At 72.9% G+C, this 16,900-nt stretch carries 14 protein-coding genes; 2 read left to right on the top strand and 12 right to left on the bottom strand.

The window, feature by feature from the left end; translation table 11 throughout:
• Positions 1 to 77: 77 nt before the first annotated feature.
• From E1300_RS04470 to E1300_RS04435, 8 genes are all read right to left on the bottom strand, one after another.
• Positions 78 to 1,358, bottom strand: coding sequence for a thymidine phosphorylase (locus tag E1300_RS04470; protein WP_131755577.1), 1,281 nt, complete (start codon positions 1,356 to 1,358; stop codon positions 78 to 80).
• Positions 1,359 to 1,454: 96 nt separating this feature from the next.
• Positions 1,455 to 1,862, bottom strand: a complete 408-nt coding sequence (locus E1300_RS04465; RefSeq protein ID WP_131755576.1) for a cytidine deaminase — start codon at positions 1,860 to 1,862, stop codon at positions 1,455 to 1,457.
• Positions 1,863 to 1,884: 22 nt separating this feature from the next.
• On the bottom strand, positions 1,885 to 3,237 hold the full coding sequence (locus E1300_RS04460) for an ABC transporter permease (protein ID WP_131755575.1): 1,353 nt from the start codon (positions 3,235 to 3,237) through the stop codon (positions 1,885 to 1,887).
• Positions 3,234 to 4,568, bottom strand: a complete 1,335-nt coding sequence (locus E1300_RS04455; RefSeq protein ID WP_242618935.1) for an ABC transporter permease — start codon at positions 4,566 to 4,568, stop codon at positions 3,234 to 3,236. Before E1300_RS04455 ends, E1300_RS04460 begins: the two co-directional genes overlap by 4 nt.
• Complete coding sequence (locus E1300_RS04450) at positions 4,565 to 6,103, bottom strand: ABC transporter ATP-binding protein (protein WP_131755574.1); 1,539 nt, start codon at positions 6,101 to 6,103, stop codon at positions 4,565 to 4,567. The genes E1300_RS04455 and E1300_RS04450 overlap by 4 nt, the downstream gene beginning before the upstream one ends.
• A gap of 262 nt (positions 6,104 to 6,365) precedes the next feature.
• Positions 6,366 to 7,421: a BMP family lipoprotein gene (locus E1300_RS04445; RefSeq protein WP_242618934.1), complete on the bottom strand. Its 1,056-nt coding sequence runs from the start codon at positions 7,419 to 7,421 to the stop codon at positions 6,366 to 6,368.
• 215 nt (positions 7,422 to 7,636) lie between these two features.
• Positions 7,637 to 9,043, bottom strand: a complete 1,407-nt coding sequence (locus E1300_RS04440; RefSeq protein WP_370784385.1) for a M20 family metallopeptidase — start codon at positions 9,041 to 9,043, stop codon at positions 7,637 to 7,639.
• 229 nt (positions 9,044 to 9,272) lie between these two features.
• Complete coding sequence (locus tag E1300_RS04435) at positions 9,273 to 10,439, bottom strand: glutamate--cysteine ligase (RefSeq protein ID WP_131755573.1); 1,167 nt, start codon at positions 10,437 to 10,439, stop codon at positions 9,273 to 9,275.
• Positions 10,440 to 10,938: 499 nt separating this feature from the next.
• Here E1300_RS04435 and E1300_RS04430 point away from each other — a divergent pair, with 499 nt between their 5' ends.
• Positions 10,939 to 12,186 carry a D-alanyl-D-alanine carboxypeptidase family protein gene (locus tag E1300_RS04430; RefSeq protein ID WP_242618933.1) on the top strand — a complete coding sequence of 416 codons (1,248 nt, stop codon included), beginning with the start codon at positions 10,939 to 10,941 and terminating at the stop codon, positions 12,184 to 12,186.
• A 163-nt stretch (positions 12,187 to 12,349) separates the two neighbouring features.
• Positions 12,350 to 12,760 (top strand): nuclear transport factor 2 family protein, encoded by a 411-nt coding sequence (locus E1300_RS04425; RefSeq protein WP_165502671.1) that lies wholly within the window; start codon positions 12,350 to 12,352, stop codon positions 12,758 to 12,760.
• Positions 12,761 to 12,775: 15 nt separating this feature from the next.
• On the opposite strand, the gene E1300_RS04420 is transcribed toward E1300_RS04425, so the two are convergent.
• The 4 genes from E1300_RS04420 to E1300_RS04405 all read right to left on the bottom strand — a co-directional run bounded on the left by E1300_RS04420 (position 12,776) and on the right by E1300_RS04405 (position 16,800).
• The gene (locus E1300_RS04420) at positions 12,776 to 13,852 is read right to left on the bottom strand and encodes a YihY/virulence factor BrkB family protein (protein ID WP_131755570.1); all 1,077 of its coding nucleotides are present in this window, start codon (positions 13,850 to 13,852) and stop codon (positions 12,776 to 12,778) included.
• 106 nt (positions 13,853 to 13,958) lie between these two features.
• The gene (locus E1300_RS04415; protein ID WP_242618932.1) at positions 13,959 to 14,555 is read right to left on the bottom strand and encodes a 2'-5' RNA ligase family protein; all 597 of its coding nucleotides are present in this window, start codon (positions 14,553 to 14,555) and stop codon (positions 13,959 to 13,961) included.
• Positions 14,545 to 15,594, bottom strand: a complete 1,050-nt coding sequence (gene trpS / locus E1300_RS04410) for a tryptophan--tRNA ligase (RefSeq protein ID WP_131755610.1) — start codon at positions 15,592 to 15,594, stop codon at positions 14,545 to 14,547. The genes E1300_RS04415 and trpS overlap by 11 nt, the downstream gene beginning before the upstream one ends.
• An 18-nt stretch (positions 15,595 to 15,612) precedes the next feature.
• Positions 15,613 to 16,800, bottom strand: a complete 1,188-nt coding sequence (locus tag E1300_RS04405; protein WP_131755569.1) for a hemolysin family protein — start codon at positions 16,798 to 16,800, stop codon at positions 15,613 to 15,615.
• Positions 16,801 to 16,900: the final 100 nt, after the last annotated feature.

Raw genomic sequence — 16,900 nt, 5'->3', positions numbered from 1 at the left:
GAAGCTGAACGAAACCTGATCAGCTTCCAGAAGGGGCTGAACGCCCGTCAACGGTGATTATCGACAAACCCGTCAGTTCAGGCGATCCGGTCGAGGATGAGCGGGGTCACGTCCCCGGTGCCGCCCGCGCCGTCGGTGACCGTGTACGCGCCGTCCAGGGACTCCAGGGCGCGCGCGAACCGGCTCTCGTCGTCGGCGTGGAGGGTGAGCAGCGGCTGCCCCTCGGTGACGCGGTCGCCGGGCCTGGCGTGGCAGACGATCCCCGCGCCGAACGACACCGGGTCCTCCTTGCGGGCCCGGCCCGCGCCGAGGCGCCAGGCCGCCACCCCGACGCCGTACGCGTCCAGCGAGGCCAGGACGCCCGTGGACGGCGCGGTCACGACGTGGGTCTCGCGCGCGGCGGGCAGCGGCGCGTCGGGGTCGCCGCCCTGGGCGGAGATCATCCGGCGCCACACGTCCATCGCGGAGCCGTCCTTCAGGGCGTCCGCCGGGTCCCTGCCGTCCACGCCCGCGGCGGCGAGCATCTCGCGGGCCAGCGCCACGGTGAGCTCCACGACGTCGGACGGGCCGCCGCCGGCGAGCACCTCGACGGACTCGGCCACCTCCACGGCGTTGCCGACCGCGTTGCCGAGGGGGCGGTCCATGGCGGTGAGCAGCGCGACCGTGCGCAGCCCGTGGTCGGTGCCGATGGCGACCATCGTCTCGGCCAGCTCGCGGGCGTCCCGCTCGGTCTTCATGAAGGCGCCGGAGCCGACCTTCACGTCCAGGACGAGCGCGCCCGTCCCCTCGGCGATCTTCTTCGACATGATCGACGAGGCGATCAGCGGGATGGACTCGACGGTGCCGGTCACGTCCCGCAGCGCGTAGAGCTTGCGGTCGGCGGGCGCGAGGCCGCCGCCCGCCGCGCAGATCACCGCGCCGGCCTCGCGGAGGACGTCCAGCATCTCCGCCGTACTCAGCGACGCCCGCCAGCCGGGGATCGACTCCAGCTTGTCCAGCGTGCCGCCGGTGTGGCCGAGGCCGCGGCCCGACAGCTGCGGGACGGCCGCGCCGCACGCCGCCACGACCGGCGCCAGCGGCAGCGTGATCTTGTCGCCGACGCCGCCGGTGGAGTGCTTGTCGGTGGTCGGGCGGTCCAGCGCCGACCAGTCCATCCGCTCCCCGGACCGGATCATCGCCTCCGTCCAGCGGGCCACCTCGGGACGCGTCATGCCGTTCAGCAGGACCGCCATCGCCAGCGCCGCCATCTGCTCCTCGGCGATCGCGCCGCGGGTGTAGGCGTCGACCGTCCAGTCGATCTGCTCGGGCGTCAGCGTCCCGCCGTCCCGCTTCGCGCGGATGACGTCGATGGCGTCCATGGATTCCCCCTCGTTCGAGCGATGGCGGTCAGCGCGCCGGTCAGGCGCGGTCGGTCAGGCGCGGTCGGTCAGGCGCGGTCGGTCAGGCGCGGCCGGTCAGGCGCGGTCGGTCAGGTCGTCGGGGCCGAAGGCGTCCGGCAGGACGTCCGACATGGGCAGGACGCCGCGGACCGTCTCCAGCAGCATCGCGGCGCCGCCGTGCTCCCACAGGAGCTGGCGGCAGCGGCCGCAGGGCATCAGCGGGTCGCCGTTCCGGTCGACGACCGCCAGCGCGACCAGCCGCGGGCGCGCGGACTTGCCCGGGCCGTGCAGCGCCGACACCACCGAGCACTCGGCGCACAGCCCGAGGCCGTAGGAGGCGTTCTCCACGTTGCAGCCGGTGATCACGCGGCCGTCGTCCACCAGGGCGGCGGCCCCGACCGGGAAGTCCGAGTAGGGGGCGTAGGCCCGCCCCATCGCCTCGCGCGCGGCGGCGCGCAGGGCGGGCCAGTCGATGTCCGTCATGCCTTCATGATCCACCAACGGTCTAGCGGGCCTCGCCGCGCCGGTACCGCAGGCCGTCCGCGGCGGGCATCCGCAGCCGCTGGCTCGCGAGCGCGAGGACCAGCAGCGTCGTCAGGTGCGGCGTGAACGAGACCAGCTCGCCGGGGACGGCGTCGCTCAGCAGGAACCACACCAGCAGCCCGGCGGCGGCGGCCAGCGCGAGGACGGCGCCGACGTAGGCGCTGCGGACCTCGCGGCGGCCGAGGTCGGTGACCGCCCGCGGCCGCAGCCGGTTGGCGCGGACGCCCTGCCAGACGGCGACCCCGATGAGCAGGATCGCGACGAACAGCAGCAGCGCGTGCACGGCCTGGCCGCCGCCGCGCACGTTCATCGCGTCGGTGTAGCCGAACAGCAGCGAGCCCGCGGCGAGCCCGCCGGGCCGCCAGTTCCCGAAGATCATCGCGGCGAGGCCGATGAAGCCGCGGCCGCCGGTCTGGCCGTCCTGGTAGAGCGGCGCGGCGACCGTGACGAGGAACGCCCCGGCGAGGCCCGAGAACGCGCCCGAGATGACCACCGCGGCGTACTTCATCCGGTACACGTGGACGCCGAGCGACTCGGCGGCGTACGGGTCCTCGCCGCAGGAGCGGATCCGCAGCCCGAACGACGTCCGCCACAGGATGACGAAGGTCAGCGGGACGAGCAGGATCGCGACCAGCGTCAGCAGCGACATGCCGCTGGTCAGGCCGCGCAGGATGCCCGCGATGTCGGACACCAGGAACCAGTGGTGCTTCTCGATCGAGCCGAGCCAGTCCGGGCTCTTCCAGCCGCCGATCTCGCCGCCGGACAGCACCGGCAGCGTCAGCGTCCGGATCGGGTCGATCGGCGGGGACTGCCGGGGGCCGCCGCCGAGCGCCTTCGCCTCGCCGGTGTTGAAGATCAGTCCGGCGAGGAACTGGGTGAGGCCGAGCCCGAGGATGTTGATCGCGACGCCGGAGACGATGTGGTCGACGCCGAACGTCACGGTCGCGACGGCGTGCAGCAGCCCGCCGAGCGCGCCGCCGAGGATGCCGAACAGCACCCCGACCCACGGGCCCCACTGGTAGCCGGCCCACGCGCCCGTCCAGGTGCCGAGGATCATCATGCCCTCAAGGCCGATGTTGATCACGCCGGAGCGCTCGGACCACAGCCCGCCGAGCCCGGCCAGGAAGATCGGCACGGCGAGGCGGAGCGCGGCGCTGACCGTCCCGCTGGACGTCACGTCGTCGGCGCCGTCGATGACGCGGACGAGCGACAGCAGGACGAGCAGGCCCGCGGCGATCAGCAGGTAGTGCGGCCAGCGCAGCCGCGCCCTGCCGTTGGCCGCCTTCGCCTTCGCGACGGTCTCGGTGACGGTCATGAGGCGCTCCCAGCGGGGGTCTCGCGGGCCAGGTCGTGCCCGGTGGCGAGCTCGTCGGCCACGGTCCGCTGCTGGAGCCGGATCTCCCAGCGCCGGACCAGCTCGTAGACGATGACGACGGTCAGCACGACCACGCCCTGCATCACCCCGACGATCTCCTTGGGCACGTCGACCTCCTGGAGCACGTCGGAGGTCTGGTCGAGGAACGCGAACAGCAGCGCGGCGAGCGCGATCCCGAACGGGTGGTTCCGGCCGAGCAGCGCGACCGTGATGCCGGTGAAGCCGAGGCCCGCCGGGAAGTTCAGCGAGTACTCGTAGGACGCGCCGAGCAGCTCCGGCATGCCGATCAGGCCCGCGACCGCGCCGGACGCGATCATCGTGACGACGACCATCCGGCGGGCGCTGACGCCGCTCGCCTGCGCGGCCGTCGGGGACAGGCCCGACACCTTCAGGTCGAAGCCGAACCGGGTGTGGTTGATGACCACCCAGAACACGATCCCGACGACGATCGCGAGCGGCAGCAGCCCGTACACCTGGCCGGGCAGGTCGATGCCGAGCGAGGACAGGAAGCCGTTCAGCGGCCCGACCCGTCCCTCGGACGGGATCCGCGGCGTCGCGACGTTGTTGCTGCCCGGCCGGACCTCGGCGAGCCGCTCGTCGTTCAGCAGGTAGGCGATCAGGCCGGTCGCGATCGCGTTCAGCATGATCGTGGACAGCACCTCGCTGACGCCGCGGGTGACCTTCAGCACGCCCGCGATCGCGGCCCACAGCCCGCCGATCAGCATCGCCGCGAAGATCACCAGCAGCTGCCCGAACGGGGCGGGCAGCGTCAGCGCGCCGCCGAGCGACGCGGCGAGCATCGCGGCGAGCCGGTACTGGCCGTCCACGCCGATGTTCAGCAGCGCCATCCGGAAGCCGATCGCGACCGCGACCGCCGACAGGTAGTAGCGGGTGGCCCGGTTGACGATGTCGACGACCGAGTTCTGCGTGGTGCCGTAGTCGATCATGCTCTGGATCGAGCTGACCGGGTCGGCGCCGGTGGCCCGCAGCAGGATCATCGTGATGGCGAGGGAGATCAGCAGCGCCAGCACCGGCGCGCCGATCTTCAGCGCCAGCCCGCGCGGGCCGAGCCCCTGGAGGATCGCCTTCCACGCCGGTACCGGCTCCGGCCCCGCCGGAGTCCCGGGCTTGGACGCCTCGGGCCCGGCTGCCTCCCTCTTCTCCGGCGCCTCCGTTTCCGGGGCCTCGGGCTTCGGGGCGTCCGCCTTCGGGGCGTCGCCGTCGCCGGGCGGGCCGGGCCTCCCGGCCGCCGGGTCGTTCGGGCCGCTCATGCCGCGCCTCCCGCGCCGGTCATGGCGGAGCCGAGCTCCTCCGGGGTGACGGTCCGTGGATCGACCTCCGCGACGAGCCGCCCCCGCAGGATCACGTGCAGGGTGTCGGACATACCGATGAGTTCCTCAAGATCGGCGCTGATCAGCAGCACGGCCAGCCCGTCCGCGCGGGCCTGCCGCAGGTAGTCCCAGATGGCGGCCTGGGCGCCGACGTCGATGCCGCGGGTGGGATGCGCCGCGATCAGCAGGTGCGGCTCGCCGGACATCTCCCGCCCGACGATGAGCTTCTGCTGGTTGCCGCCCGACAGCGCCGCCGCGGGCACGTCGATGCCCGGGGTCCGCACGTCGTACTCGCGGACGATCCGGGTGGTGTCGCGGCGGGCGCCGCGCCGGTCCACCCACGGGCCGCGGACGTTCGGGCGCTGGGTCTGGTGGCCCAGCATCCGGTTCTCCCAGAGCGTCCCCTCCAGGACGAGCCCGTGCCGGTGCCGGTCCTCGGGGATGTAGGCGATCCCGGCCTCGCGGCGGCGCCGGGTCGCCCAGTGGGTGATGTCGTCGCCGCCGTAGGCGATCGTCCCGGCGTCCGCGTGCCGGATGCCCATGATCGCCTCGATCAGCTCGCTCTGCCCGTTCCCCTCGACCCCGGCGAGCCCGACGATCTCGCCGCGGCGGATGCGCAGCGACACGTCGTCCACGACCGGGCGCCCCTCGGGGGTGAGGACCGTCAGCCCGCCGATCTCCAGCTGGACGTCCTCGGTGACGGTGGACTCGCGGAGCTCCGGGGTGGGCAGCTCCGAACCGACCATCAGCTCGGCGAGCCGGCGCGAGGTCACCTCGGCCGGGTCGAGCCGGGTCGCCACCGTGGTGCCCCGGCGGATCACCGAGATGGTGTCGGCGACCGAGAGCACCTCGTCGAGCTTGTGCGAGATGAACAGGACCGTGAGGCCCTCCGCGCGCAGGTCGCGCAGGTTGCCGAACAGCTCCTCGACCTCCTGCGGGACGAGCACCGCGGTGGGCTCGTCGAGGATCAGCACGCGGGCGCCCCGGTAGAGGACCTTGAGGATCTCCACGCGCTGCCGCTCGCCGACGCCGAGCGTCTCGACGAGCACGTCGGGGTCGACGCGCAGCCCGTAGGCGCGGGACATCTCGGTGATCTTCTCGCGGGCGGCGGCGAAGTCGATCCGGCCGCGCCGCCAGCCCTTGCCGCGCGGCTCCGCGCCGAGGATCACGTTCTCCAGCACGGTCAGGTTGTCGGCCAGCTTGAAGTGCTGGTGGACCATGCCGATGCCGCGGTCGATCGCGTCGGCGGGCGTCCGGAAGGCGACCTGCTCGCCGTCGACCTCGATCGTGCCCTCGTCAGGCCGCTGCATCCCGTAGAGGATCTTCATCAGCGTGGACTTGCCGGCGCCGTTCTCGCCGCACAGCGCGTGGACCTCACCGCGCTCGATGGTGAGGTCGACGTCGCGGTTGGCCACCACTCCGGGGAACCGCTTGGTGATCGATGTCAGCCGCACGGCCGGCACCTGGTCGGGCACGAGTGCCCCTCCTCCTGCCTCGGACGTCCCGTGTCGGACGTGCTGTGTCGGACGCCCCCGTGTCGGACGCGCTGTGCCGGACGAGCCGTGCCGGACGCCCTGTACCGGACGAGCCGTGCCCGCGCCGGCGGCGGGCGCGCGTACCGGGCGCCACCTGCCGGGTGGCGCCCGGTGCGCGCTCTCGGGCCGGGGCGACCGGGACCGCCCGTCGCGGACGGATCCGCGGAGGACCCGGCCCCGGGTCACTCCGCGGGAGTCCGGGTCACTTCGTCGGGACGGTGATCTTGCCGCTGACGATGTCGGCCTTGAACGCGTCCAGCTTGGACTTGATGTCGTCGACCTTGCCGCCCGACACCGAGTAGCCGACGCCGTCGTTGCTGAGGTCGTACTTCTTCGTGCCCGCCTGGAACGAGCCGTTGGCGACGCTCTCGACGAAGTCGTACACGGCCAGGTCCACGTGCTTGATCATGGAGGTGAGGATGAACTCCTTGGCCCCCGCGACCGCCGGCTGGTTGTACTGGTCGGAGTCGACGCCGATGGCCCACTTCTTGGCCTCGCCGACGGTCTTGATCACGCCGATGCCGGCGCCGCCCGCCGCGTGGTAGATCACGTCGGCGCCCGCGTCGAGCTGGCCCTTGGCGGCCTCGTTGCCGAGCGCCGGGTTCTTGAACCCGTCGAAGTTCGGCGGCTGCGTCAGGTACTTGGCCGGCAGCACCTTGATGCCCGGCTTCGCCTTCTTCGCCCCGGCGGCGTAGCCGGCCTCGAACTTGTGGATCAGCGGCACGTTGACGCCGCCGATGAAGCCGATCGTGCCGGTCTTGGACTTCAGCGCCGCGGCGGCGCCGACCAGGAAGGAGCCCTGCTCCTCGGAGAAGCAGGCGCCCTTGACGTTCGCGCCCTCGACCTTGCACTGGTCGGCGTCCACGACGAGGAACTTGGTGTTCGGGAAGTCCTTCGCCACCTTGATCAGCGACGCGGTGTAGGCGAAGCCCACCCCGATGATCGGGTTGTAGCCCTTGTTGGCGAGCAGCCGCAGGCGGGACTCCTTGTCGGAGTCGGGCTCGTCCGGCTTGGCGGAGATCTCCTCGGTCTTGACGTCGAGGTCCTTCTTGGCCTTGTCGAGACCCGCGGCGGCCGAGTCGTTGAACGACTGGTCGCCGCGGCCGCCGATGTCGAACGCCAGGCCGATCTTCAGGGTCTTCTTGCCGTCCCCGTCGCCACTGCCGGTGTCCGCCTTCTTGCCACCGCACGCGGAAGCGCTGAGCGTCAGCGCCGCACCCGTCACGGTGACGAGCGAAATCTTCAGTCCACGGCGCAAGGTAGCGCTCCTTCCGTTCCCCACCCACGGTCGGCGGCCGGTCCGGCCACCGAAATCGTTGGGACGCTACCCCGCGCCCGGTGGGAAACTGCCGGCTTGCACCGTTTCGCAATAGGTCCGTTACCAATGCGTACGCATATCTCCACAGGTCAGAGACCGGACCGTACCGCGAGCCGGGGGGTTTCTCCGGGACCGGCGGGATCCCGGCGAGCCGCCTACGCGAGCGCCGCGCCCTGGACCGGCGCGGCGTCGCCGGGACGGCCTCCCTCCCACAGCGCGGTGAGCGCGGTCGCGGTGAGGACGCGGACGCCCACGGCGACGCACCGCTCGTCCACGTCGAAGTCGCCCCGGTGGAGGTCGTACTCGCCGGGCGAGCCGGGCGTCCGGACGCCGAGCCGGGCCAGCGCGCCGGGGATCGACTCCAGGTACCAGCCGAAGTCCTCGCCGCCGAGGCTCTGCGGCGTCGGGACGACGCCCTCCTCGTCGATCACCTGCGCGGCGGCGTCGCGGAACATCTGCACGCTCGTCGCCTCGTTGACGGTCGGCGGGACGCCCCGGACGTACTCCAGCGAGGCCTCCACGTCGTACGCGGCGGCGACCGACTGGAGCAGCGCCTTCATCATCTCCGGCGCCCGGTGCCACGCGTCGTCGTCGAGGCAGCGGACGGTGCCCTCGGCGATCCCGTCGTCGGGGATGGCGTTGGCGACCGACCCCGCCGAGACGCGGCCCCACACCAGCGACAGGCTGGAGCGCGGGTCGACCCGGCGCGACAGCGCCGACGGGAGCTCGGTGACGATCTTGGCGAGCGCGTAGACGAGGTCGGCGGTGAGGTGCGGCCGCGCGGTGTGCCCGCCGGGCCCGGCCACCTTCACGTACACCTTGTCGCAGGCCGCGGTGATCGGGCCGGTGCGCAGCCCGAGCTGGCCGACCTCGATGCGCGGGTCGCAGTGCAGGGCGAACGCGCGGTCCACGCCCGCGATGCCGCCCGCCGCCATCACGTCCAGCGCGCCGCCGGGGGTCTCCTCGGCGGGCTGGAACAGCAGCCGAACCCGGCCGGGCAGCAGCCCCGCCTCGGCCTGCTGCGCCAGGAACAGGCCCGCGCCCAGCACCATCGCGGTGTGGACGTCGTGGCCGCACGCGTGGGCGACGCCCGGGACCGTCGAGCGGTACGGGACGCCCTCCTTCTCGTCCTGGAGGGGCAGCGCGTCGATGTCGGCGCGCAGCGCGACGGTGGTGCCGTCCGCGGGGCCGATGTCGCAGAACAGGCCCGTGCCGCGCGGCAGGATCTGCGGTTCGAGCCCGGCGGCGCGCAGCCGCTCGGCGATCTGCTTGGTGGTGCGGTACTCGTTGTAGCCGAGCTCGGGGTGCATGTGCAGGTCGCGGCGGAAGGCGATCAGCCCGTCCTCGTGCCGGGCGAGGAACGCGTCGAGCTGCGGTTGCAGCGCCGCGCCCCCGAGCACGGCGCCCGCGGCCGCTCCGGCGGCCGCTCCCGCGGTCGCTCCGGCCGCGGGGGCGGTCCCGCGCGCCGCGGCGTCCCGGGCGTCTCGGTCCCCGGGACCCGCGGGTCCCGGGGAGGTGGGTGGTTCAAGGCCGGGCATCACCCCGGGTCCCGGATGGGTCATGTGCGCCCCCTGCGCGATGGCGGGGCCGGACGGCCCCTGCCCGATGGTCAGTTCTTCACCGGTTCCACCGGCGCCCGCGTTACCGGCGCCGGGCTCGCCGGCCCTTCCCGTGCCGCCGTTCCGGCGGGTATCGCCCGGTTCGTCCGAGCCGGAGGTCGTTTCCGGGTCCGGTCCGCCGGCCGCGCCGGACGTCGCGTCCCGCCACCCGGTGTCCGGGCCGGCCGGCTCCTCAGGTGCCGGCATGGGCAACCTCCCCCAGTGTGACGAACCTGTCCTCCGCGAGCTCGGTGATCGCGGCGTCGACGATGTCCTCCAGCGTCCCGCCGCCGGCGCGGATCGCGCGCTGGCGTTCGTACGGCGCCCCGTGTTCGAGGACTTCGCCGGCCACCTTGAGCTCCTCCGCGCAGCCGAGCCGGTCGGCCACGGGCTCCAGCTCCCGGATCAACTCGTACAGGTCGTCGCGGAGCGGTGCGGTGTTCCCAGTGTCATCGGTGATGACGATGGCGTCGAGTCCGTATCTGGTCGCCCGCCACTTGTTGTCGCGGACGACCCAGGACGCGGGGCGGGGCAGGGTGTACCCCCGGTCGAGCTGCTGGTCGAACAGCGTGACGAGGCTCTGGCAGAGGGCCGCGGCCATGCCCAGCTCCCGCATGGTGGGGATGCCGTCGAACATCCGGATCTCGATGGTGCCGAAGTCCGGATGCGGACGGATGTCCCACCACACCTCTTTGATGCTCCGGATCGTGCCCGCGCGCATCAGCGTGTCCATGTAATCCTCGAAGGCCTCCCAGTCGTCGAGCGAGTGGGGAGGACCGGCCGTCGGGAGCTGGCCGAAGACGACGGCCCGGCACGAGGCGAGGCCGGTGTCGCTGCCGCTCCAGAACGGGCTGGACGCCGTCAGCGCGAGGAAGTGCGGCAGGTACGCCGACAGCGCGTTCACGATCGGGATGGCCTTGGCGCCGTCGGAGACGCCGACGTGGACGTGCACGCCGAAGGTCTGGATCCGCCGGGCGAGCCACTGCATCTGCTCGATGAGCTGCGCGTACCGGGCCATCGGCGCCATCACGGCGTCGCGCCAGTCGCTGATGGGGTGGGTGCCCGTGCACGCCAGCGCGATGTCGCGTTCCGCGGCGGCGGCCCGGAGGGAGGCGAGGGTGCCGGCCAGGTCGCCCTTGGCCTCCCCCACCGTGTGGCAGATGTCGGTCACGATCTCGACCGTCGACTCCATCAGCTCATGGCGGACCTTCGGGTTCACCACGCCCTCGCTGAGGGAGGGCAGCGCGGCGAGCACCTCGCGGGCGTCCTGCCGCAGGTGCCTGCTCTCCACATCGACGAGCTGGAGTTCCCACTCCACACCGAGGGTCGCCCCGTTCGATGCGTTGAAGTCAATGGCCACGGCCAACCTCCGTCCACAATCCTTGCAGGTCGTTGCGTGGCACGTGGCGCTATTCACCCAGCGGGTCCCTAAGCCTGGACAAACGCCGGTCCAGGTCACGTGTTCGCTCCATGATGGCGTCGTGGCAACGACCTCGTCGGGTCCTCATGCCCTTTGCGGATCAATTGACTCGTCCGGGCCGCCGTCGAGCGCGCCGGGGCGCCCTTTTCGGTCATCCGCCGGGTCTGGGACGCCATCCGAACGAACTAGTCAGCCCGTCCTAAATATCAGGTCATGACAGACTGTAACCGATGAAGGTCGTCCCTTACATACCGTGAGTCCTGTACGTCCCGAGGATCGCCGTCTCCGCGTTCGGGTACCTCTTCTCCGGATACGTCGCCTAGTCTTCGGGGGAGTCATGGGCGTTGGGGGCCGCTGCGCGGCTGCGGGAACGAGGAGCGGCGAGAGCTTGCGACCACAGCGACGGAGGATGCGGGCGGGTGCGCGCCGCGCCGCGACGGTGATCACAGTCCCCCTCGTCGCGGGATCGCTCGCCGCGGCCCCCGCGGCGGCGCTCGCGGCCCCGGCCTCCCCCGCGGCCGCCGCCGGACGGGCCGCGCCGTATCCGGACCCGGTCGGCGGCGCGCAGCTCGCCGGCCGCGGGACCGTCGTCGACCAGGCCCCCGGGACGCCCGCCCTCCCGAAGATCAAGACGGCCTCGTACATCGTCGCGGACGGCGACACCGGCGACGTCCTCGCCGCCAAGGACCCGCACGGCAGGTACCTGCCCGCGAGCACGCTCAAGACGCTGACCGCGCTGACCCTCGTCCCGCGGCTGGACCCGGACAGGCTCGTCCGGCCGTCGCAGAAGGCGTGCGACGTCGAGGGCACCAAGGTCGGGCTGACCCCGAAGATGCAGTACAAGGTCTCCGACCTGTTCCACGCGCTGATGATGATGTCGGCCAACGACGCGGCGGTGACCCTCTCCGAGGCCGACGGCGGGATGCGCAAGACCCTCGCCGACATGAACGCCGAGGCGAGGCGCATCAACGCCCGCGACACGCTCGCCGGCTCCCCCAACGGGCTCGACAAGGACCTCGGCCTCTCCGTCAAGACCCAGCACACCTCGGCGTACGACCTGGCCCTCATCCTGCGCGAGGGGCTGAAGAACGCCGAGTACCGCGAGTACGTCCAGGCGATCGACTACAAGTTCCCGGCGCCGCCCTCGAAGAAGGAGCGGAAGAAGGGCAAGAAGGTCGGCGGGTACCCGATCCACACCCACAACAAGCTGCTGCCGGGCGAGCGGTACGCCTACCCCGGCATGCTCGGCGGCAAGAACGGCTACACCATCGCCGCCGGGCAGACCTACGTCGCCGCCGCCCGCCGCGGCGGCCACACGATCATCATCGCGCTGATGAAGGCGGACATCCCGCCCTCGCCGTACGCGGTCAAGCTGCTGGACTGGGGCTTCGCGGCGCGCGGCAAGGTCAAGCCGGTGGGCGTGCTCGTCCCGCCCGGCGACGCCCCCGAGGCGAAGAAGGACGGCGGCGGCGGCCTGCTGCCGGACGCGCCGCTCGCCTCGGACGACTCGACCCGGATGTGGCTGCTCGTCGGCGGCGGGGCGGTCGGCGCGGTCCTCGCGATCGCGGTGCTGTTCGCCGTGCTGCGGCGCCGCCGCCGCTACGGCTCCCCCGCGCGCCCCGCGGCGGCGTCCGGCCCGTCCGCCGGTCCCGCTGCCGGTCCGTCGCTCGACGAGACCGGCCAGTAACGACGGGACCGGCCAGTAACGAGTACCGGCCGGTAAGGCGTCGCTCGCCCTCGCCCCCACTGGTACAGCCCCCGGCGGCGGCCTACGCTCACGGTGGGTGCCGGTGACCGCGCTGCCGCTCTCACGGCGGACCGGTGCCGCTGGAGGAAGCGCCATGCCCCGTATGAGCAGCTCCACAACCCTTCTCGAACATCCCAACGTCACTCTGCTGAGAGACGGCTACACGGCCTTCGCCAAAGGCGACATGGACCTCATCCGCGACCTGCTCGCCCCCGACGTCGTCCATCTCGTCCCCGGGCGGGGGCCGCTGTGCGGCGTGTACCGCACCGCAGCGGAGGTCCTCGGCTTCTACGTCAACCTCTTCGAGCTCTCGGGCGGGACGTTCCGCGCCGAGCCCTACTCGCTCATGGCGAACGAGGAGTACGGCGCGGCTCTCGTCCAGACCTACGCCGAGCGCCCCGGACGCGTCCTCGACGCCCGCTCGGTGGACCTCTTCCGCTTCCGCGACGGGCGGATCACCGAGATCCGGACCCTCGCCGAGGACCAGTACGCCGAGGACTCGTTCTGGTCCTAGGGCGCGTCCCGGCGATCAGGCCGTCACCGGCTTCCCCGCACCGGACGGGCTGCCCTTCCCGCGCGGCTCGTCCTTCCTCCGCTGCTCGTCGCCCTGCCGCCTTTCCCCTCGCTGCTCGTCCTGCTCCGGCGGGCCGTCGCACACCGCCTTCTCGGACGGGCCGCGCTCCGGGGAGTCGGCGTCGGCCGTCAGCACGACGCGGCGGGTCGCCGTCCACGCGGCGACGAACAGCATGAACCGCGACACGATGTTGATCCACACCATCAGCCCGACCAGGACGGCGAACGAGGCGTAGACCGGGTTCTGCGTCGTCCGGCCGATCAGCAGCTGGGCGATCTGCTTCAGCACCTCGAAGCCCACGGCGCCGAACAGCGCGCCGCGGGCGATCCGCCGCCACGGCGCGAGCGTCCCCGACAGGCGGCTGAACAGCACGATGAAGATCACGGTGTTGAACGCGATCGCGCAGCACAGCGAGAGCAGCCGCAGCACCGTCCCGGCGCCGGGCACGTCCTGCATCCCGAACCAGCCGAGGACGGTGTGGGTCGCGGACGTCGTCACCGTCGAGATCGCCATGCCGCAGATGAGGATGACGCCGAGGAACGCGAGGACGGCGAGGTCCCACAGCCGCTTGAGGAAGAAGTTGCCGCCGCCGCCCGGCTCGTTGCCCCAGATGTCGCGCAGCGACTCGCGCAGCACCTGCACCCAGCCGAGCCCGGTGAACAGCAGCGCCACCAGGCCGAACAGTCCGACGGCGGTCTTCGACTGCGCGATCTGCTCGACCTGGAGCTGGTCCGACAGGCCCGGCAGCAGCGAGTTGACGGCGTCCACGAAGTAGTCGCGGGCCTGCCCGCTGACGCCGACCAGGTAGCCGAGCAGGGAGTACGCCAGCGCCAGCAGCGGGAAGAACGACAGGAACGCGTAGCAGGTGAGGGCGGCGGCGAGCCGGTCGCCGCGCCGCTCCTGGTACCGGTCGAAGGCGCGCCCGAGGTGGTCGAACCATTTCCAGCGGGCGCGCGCGCCGTTCAGCAGGCCTTTCCCCGTGTCGAGCAGGCCCTCGGCCTGCCCCTGCACCTTGCCGATCGCCCGCCGCATGGACGCAACGTACCCACCTCGGGCCGCTCGATGCGGCGCACGGTGATGGTCCGTTCGACATTCCGTGGCCCCCCGGCCCCACAGCCGCCCGCCGCGGGACGCCCGCTCAGGGCGGGGCGGGAGGGCCGTCCTCGATATGGGGGCCCGCGCCGCCCGTCCCGAACGCGAAGTCGCGCTGCGGACGCCACACCCCGTCGTCGCCGTGCTCGTACAGCGAGAAGCCCCAGACGTCGAAGTCGGCCCGGTAGGTGGCCAGCTCCTTGAACGCCCGATCCATGGCCTCGTCGGGCAGGTGGTGGGCGACCGTGACGTGCGGGTGGTACGGGAACGGCAGCGCGCGGGCGAGCGGCCCCGACGACACCCGCGCCTGCACGCGCTCGCAGTCGCCGATGCCCTCCTCCAGCGCCACGAACACCACCGGGGACACGGGCCGGAACGTTCCCGTCCCGTGCAGGCGGATGTGGAAGGGCCGCTCGGTGCGGGCGATCCGCAGCAGGTGCTCCTCGATGGCGGGCAGGTCGGCCCCCGCCACCTCGGTGGGCGGCAGCAGCGTGATGTGCGTGGGGATGGCGGCGGCCATCGGATCCCCGAAGCCCGCCCGCCTCGCCCGCAGCAGCGAGCCGTGCGGGTCGGGGATCGGGACGGCCACCCCGATCATGCGCCGGGGCGCCGCGGCCCCGGATCCCTCCGGGTCAGCGACCACGTCCGACGAATCCCACGCGTTCGCGCACGGTGTCCATCGTGCGCGCGGCGACCCGGGAGGCGCGGTCGGCGCCCTGGGCGAGGAGCCGGTCGAGCCGCTCCTCGTCGCCCAGCAGCGCCAGCGTGCGCTCCCTGATCGGCGTGAACGTGTCGAGGACGAGCTGCGCGAGGTCCTTCTTGAACTGCCCGTAGCCGGAGCCCGCGTACCGCTCCTCCAGCGCGGTGACGGGCACGCCCTCCAGCGCGGAGTAGATCCGCAGCAGGTTGGTGACGCCCGCCTTCTTCTCCTCGTCGTAGACGACCTCGGAGCCGGTGTCGGTGACCGCGCGCATGATCTTCTTGCGCATCGGGCCGGGCTCCTCCAGGACGTCCACGATGCCCTGCGGCGAGGACGCCGACTTGCTCATCTTCGCGGTCGGCTCCTGGAGGTCGGTGATCTTCGCGGCGCCCGCGGGGATGTACGCCTCGGGCGGGACGAAGGTGTCGCCGAACCGGTGGTTGAACCGCTGCGCGAGCGTGCGGGTGAGCTCCAGGTGCTGCCGCTGGTCCTCGCCGACCGGGACGTGGAAGACCCGCTCCCCCGGGCCCGGCTCCGGCGAGTACAGCAGGATGTCGGCGGCCTGGAGGATCGGGTAGGTGAACAGCCCGACCGTCGTGCCCGCCGTGCCCTGCTTGGACGACTTGTCCTTGAACTGGGTCATCCGCCCGGCCTCACCGAACCCCGTGAGGCAGCCCAGCACCCAGGCCAGCTCGGCGTGCTCCGGGACGTGGCTCTGCACGAACACGGTCGCGCGCTCCGGGTCCACGCCCATCGCCAGCAGCTGCGCCGCCGCGATCCTCGTCCGGCGGCGCAGCGCGTCCGGATCGTGCTCGACCGTGATCGCGTGCAGGTCGACCACGCAGTAGAACGCCTCGTGCGACTCCTGCAGGGCGACCCACTGCCGCAGCGCGCCGAGGTAGTTGCCGAGGTGGAAGGAGTCGGCGGTGGGCTGGATTCCGGACAGCACCCGCGGGGTCGCGGTGCCGGACGCTTCGGGCATGTGCACGGACCGATTCTCTCAGGTGTCCCGGGGAGCGCCGTCGCCGACCGCCGTCCCGCCCGCCGAGGGCTCGCGCGCTGGCTCGCTCGCTGTCGCGCGCGCGGTCTCGCTCGCTGCCTGGCTCACTGCGGCCGGTCCTCCGTCCCTGGCGACGCCCCCGCGGGCAGGGGTCTTCGGGCCGGATCCGGGTGGAGCCGGCGCCGCTGGCTGTGTGGCGGCCCGCGCGGCCGCGGACGGCGGCGGTGCGGGCGACGGCGCGGGCGGCACCGGCAGAGGCTGCGGCGACGCACGCGGCGTGACGCGCACGCGGGCGACCCGCCGGCCGTCCATCCGGGCCACCGCGAGATGCCGGCCCGCGGCCTCCACCGCGTCGCCCTCGGCGGGCACCCGGCCGAGCGCCGCCATGATGTGGCCGGCGACCGTCTCGTAGGGCCCGGCGGGCAGCCGGATCCCGGTCTCGGCGGCGAAGTCGTCGAGGTTCAGCAGGCCGTCCACCTCGACCACCCCGCCGTGCAGGCGCCGCGCCTGCGCGTCCTCCACATCATATTCATCGCGTATGTCCCCGATGAGCTCCTCCACGAGGTCCTCCAGCGTGACGATCCCCGCGACGCCGCCGTACTCGTCCATGACGATCGCCAGGTGGCAGCCCTCACGGCGCATCTCCGACAGCACCGGCAGCACCCGCTGCGAGGACGGCAGGAACTTCACCGGGCGCACCAGGTCCCCCACCGGGACGCGCTCCTCCCGGTGCTCCGGCACCAGCAGGTCCCGGATGTGCACGAACCCGATCACCTCGTCGTGGGAGTCGCGGCACACCGGGAACCGCGAGTGCGGGCTCGCCGCGGCGAGCCGCGCGGCGGCCGGCAGCGGCAGCTCCGCGTCCAGGAACGTCACCTCCGTCCGCGGCACCAGCACCTCCCGCAGCGGCCGCTCCCCCGCCGCGAACACCTCCCCGATCAGCGCCCGCTCGTCCGCCGTGAGCTGGGGGTTCTCCGCGACCAGCGCCCGCATCCGCTCCGCGGTCGGCTGCTCCCGCAGCACCCGCGGGTCGCCGCCCGCCAGCCGCACCGCGAGGTCCGTGGCCCCCGACAGCAGGCGGAACAGCGCGCGGGCCGGCCAGCCGGGCGGCTCGGCCTGCCCCCGCTCCGGTTCCCGCGCCGGCCCATGCCCCGTTCGCGGCCGCTCGCCGCGCGCCGTCCGGTCCATGCGTTGACCCTTCCCCGTTCGAGGTACCGGATAGCCTGGACCGAGCCCGGCCGCCCCCGCCCGGGCCGGCGCCGTCCGGCCGCTCGCGCGGCCCGCGCGG

Source organism: Actinomadura fibrosa (genome assembly GCF_900659615.1).
Taxonomy (GTDB): Bacteria; Actinomycetota; Actinomycetes; order Streptosporangiales; family Streptosporangiaceae; genus Spirillospora; species Spirillospora fibrosa.
The sequence above is the reverse complement of the archived record's forward strand: the minus strand, read 5'-3'. Positions and strand labels throughout refer to the sequence as shown.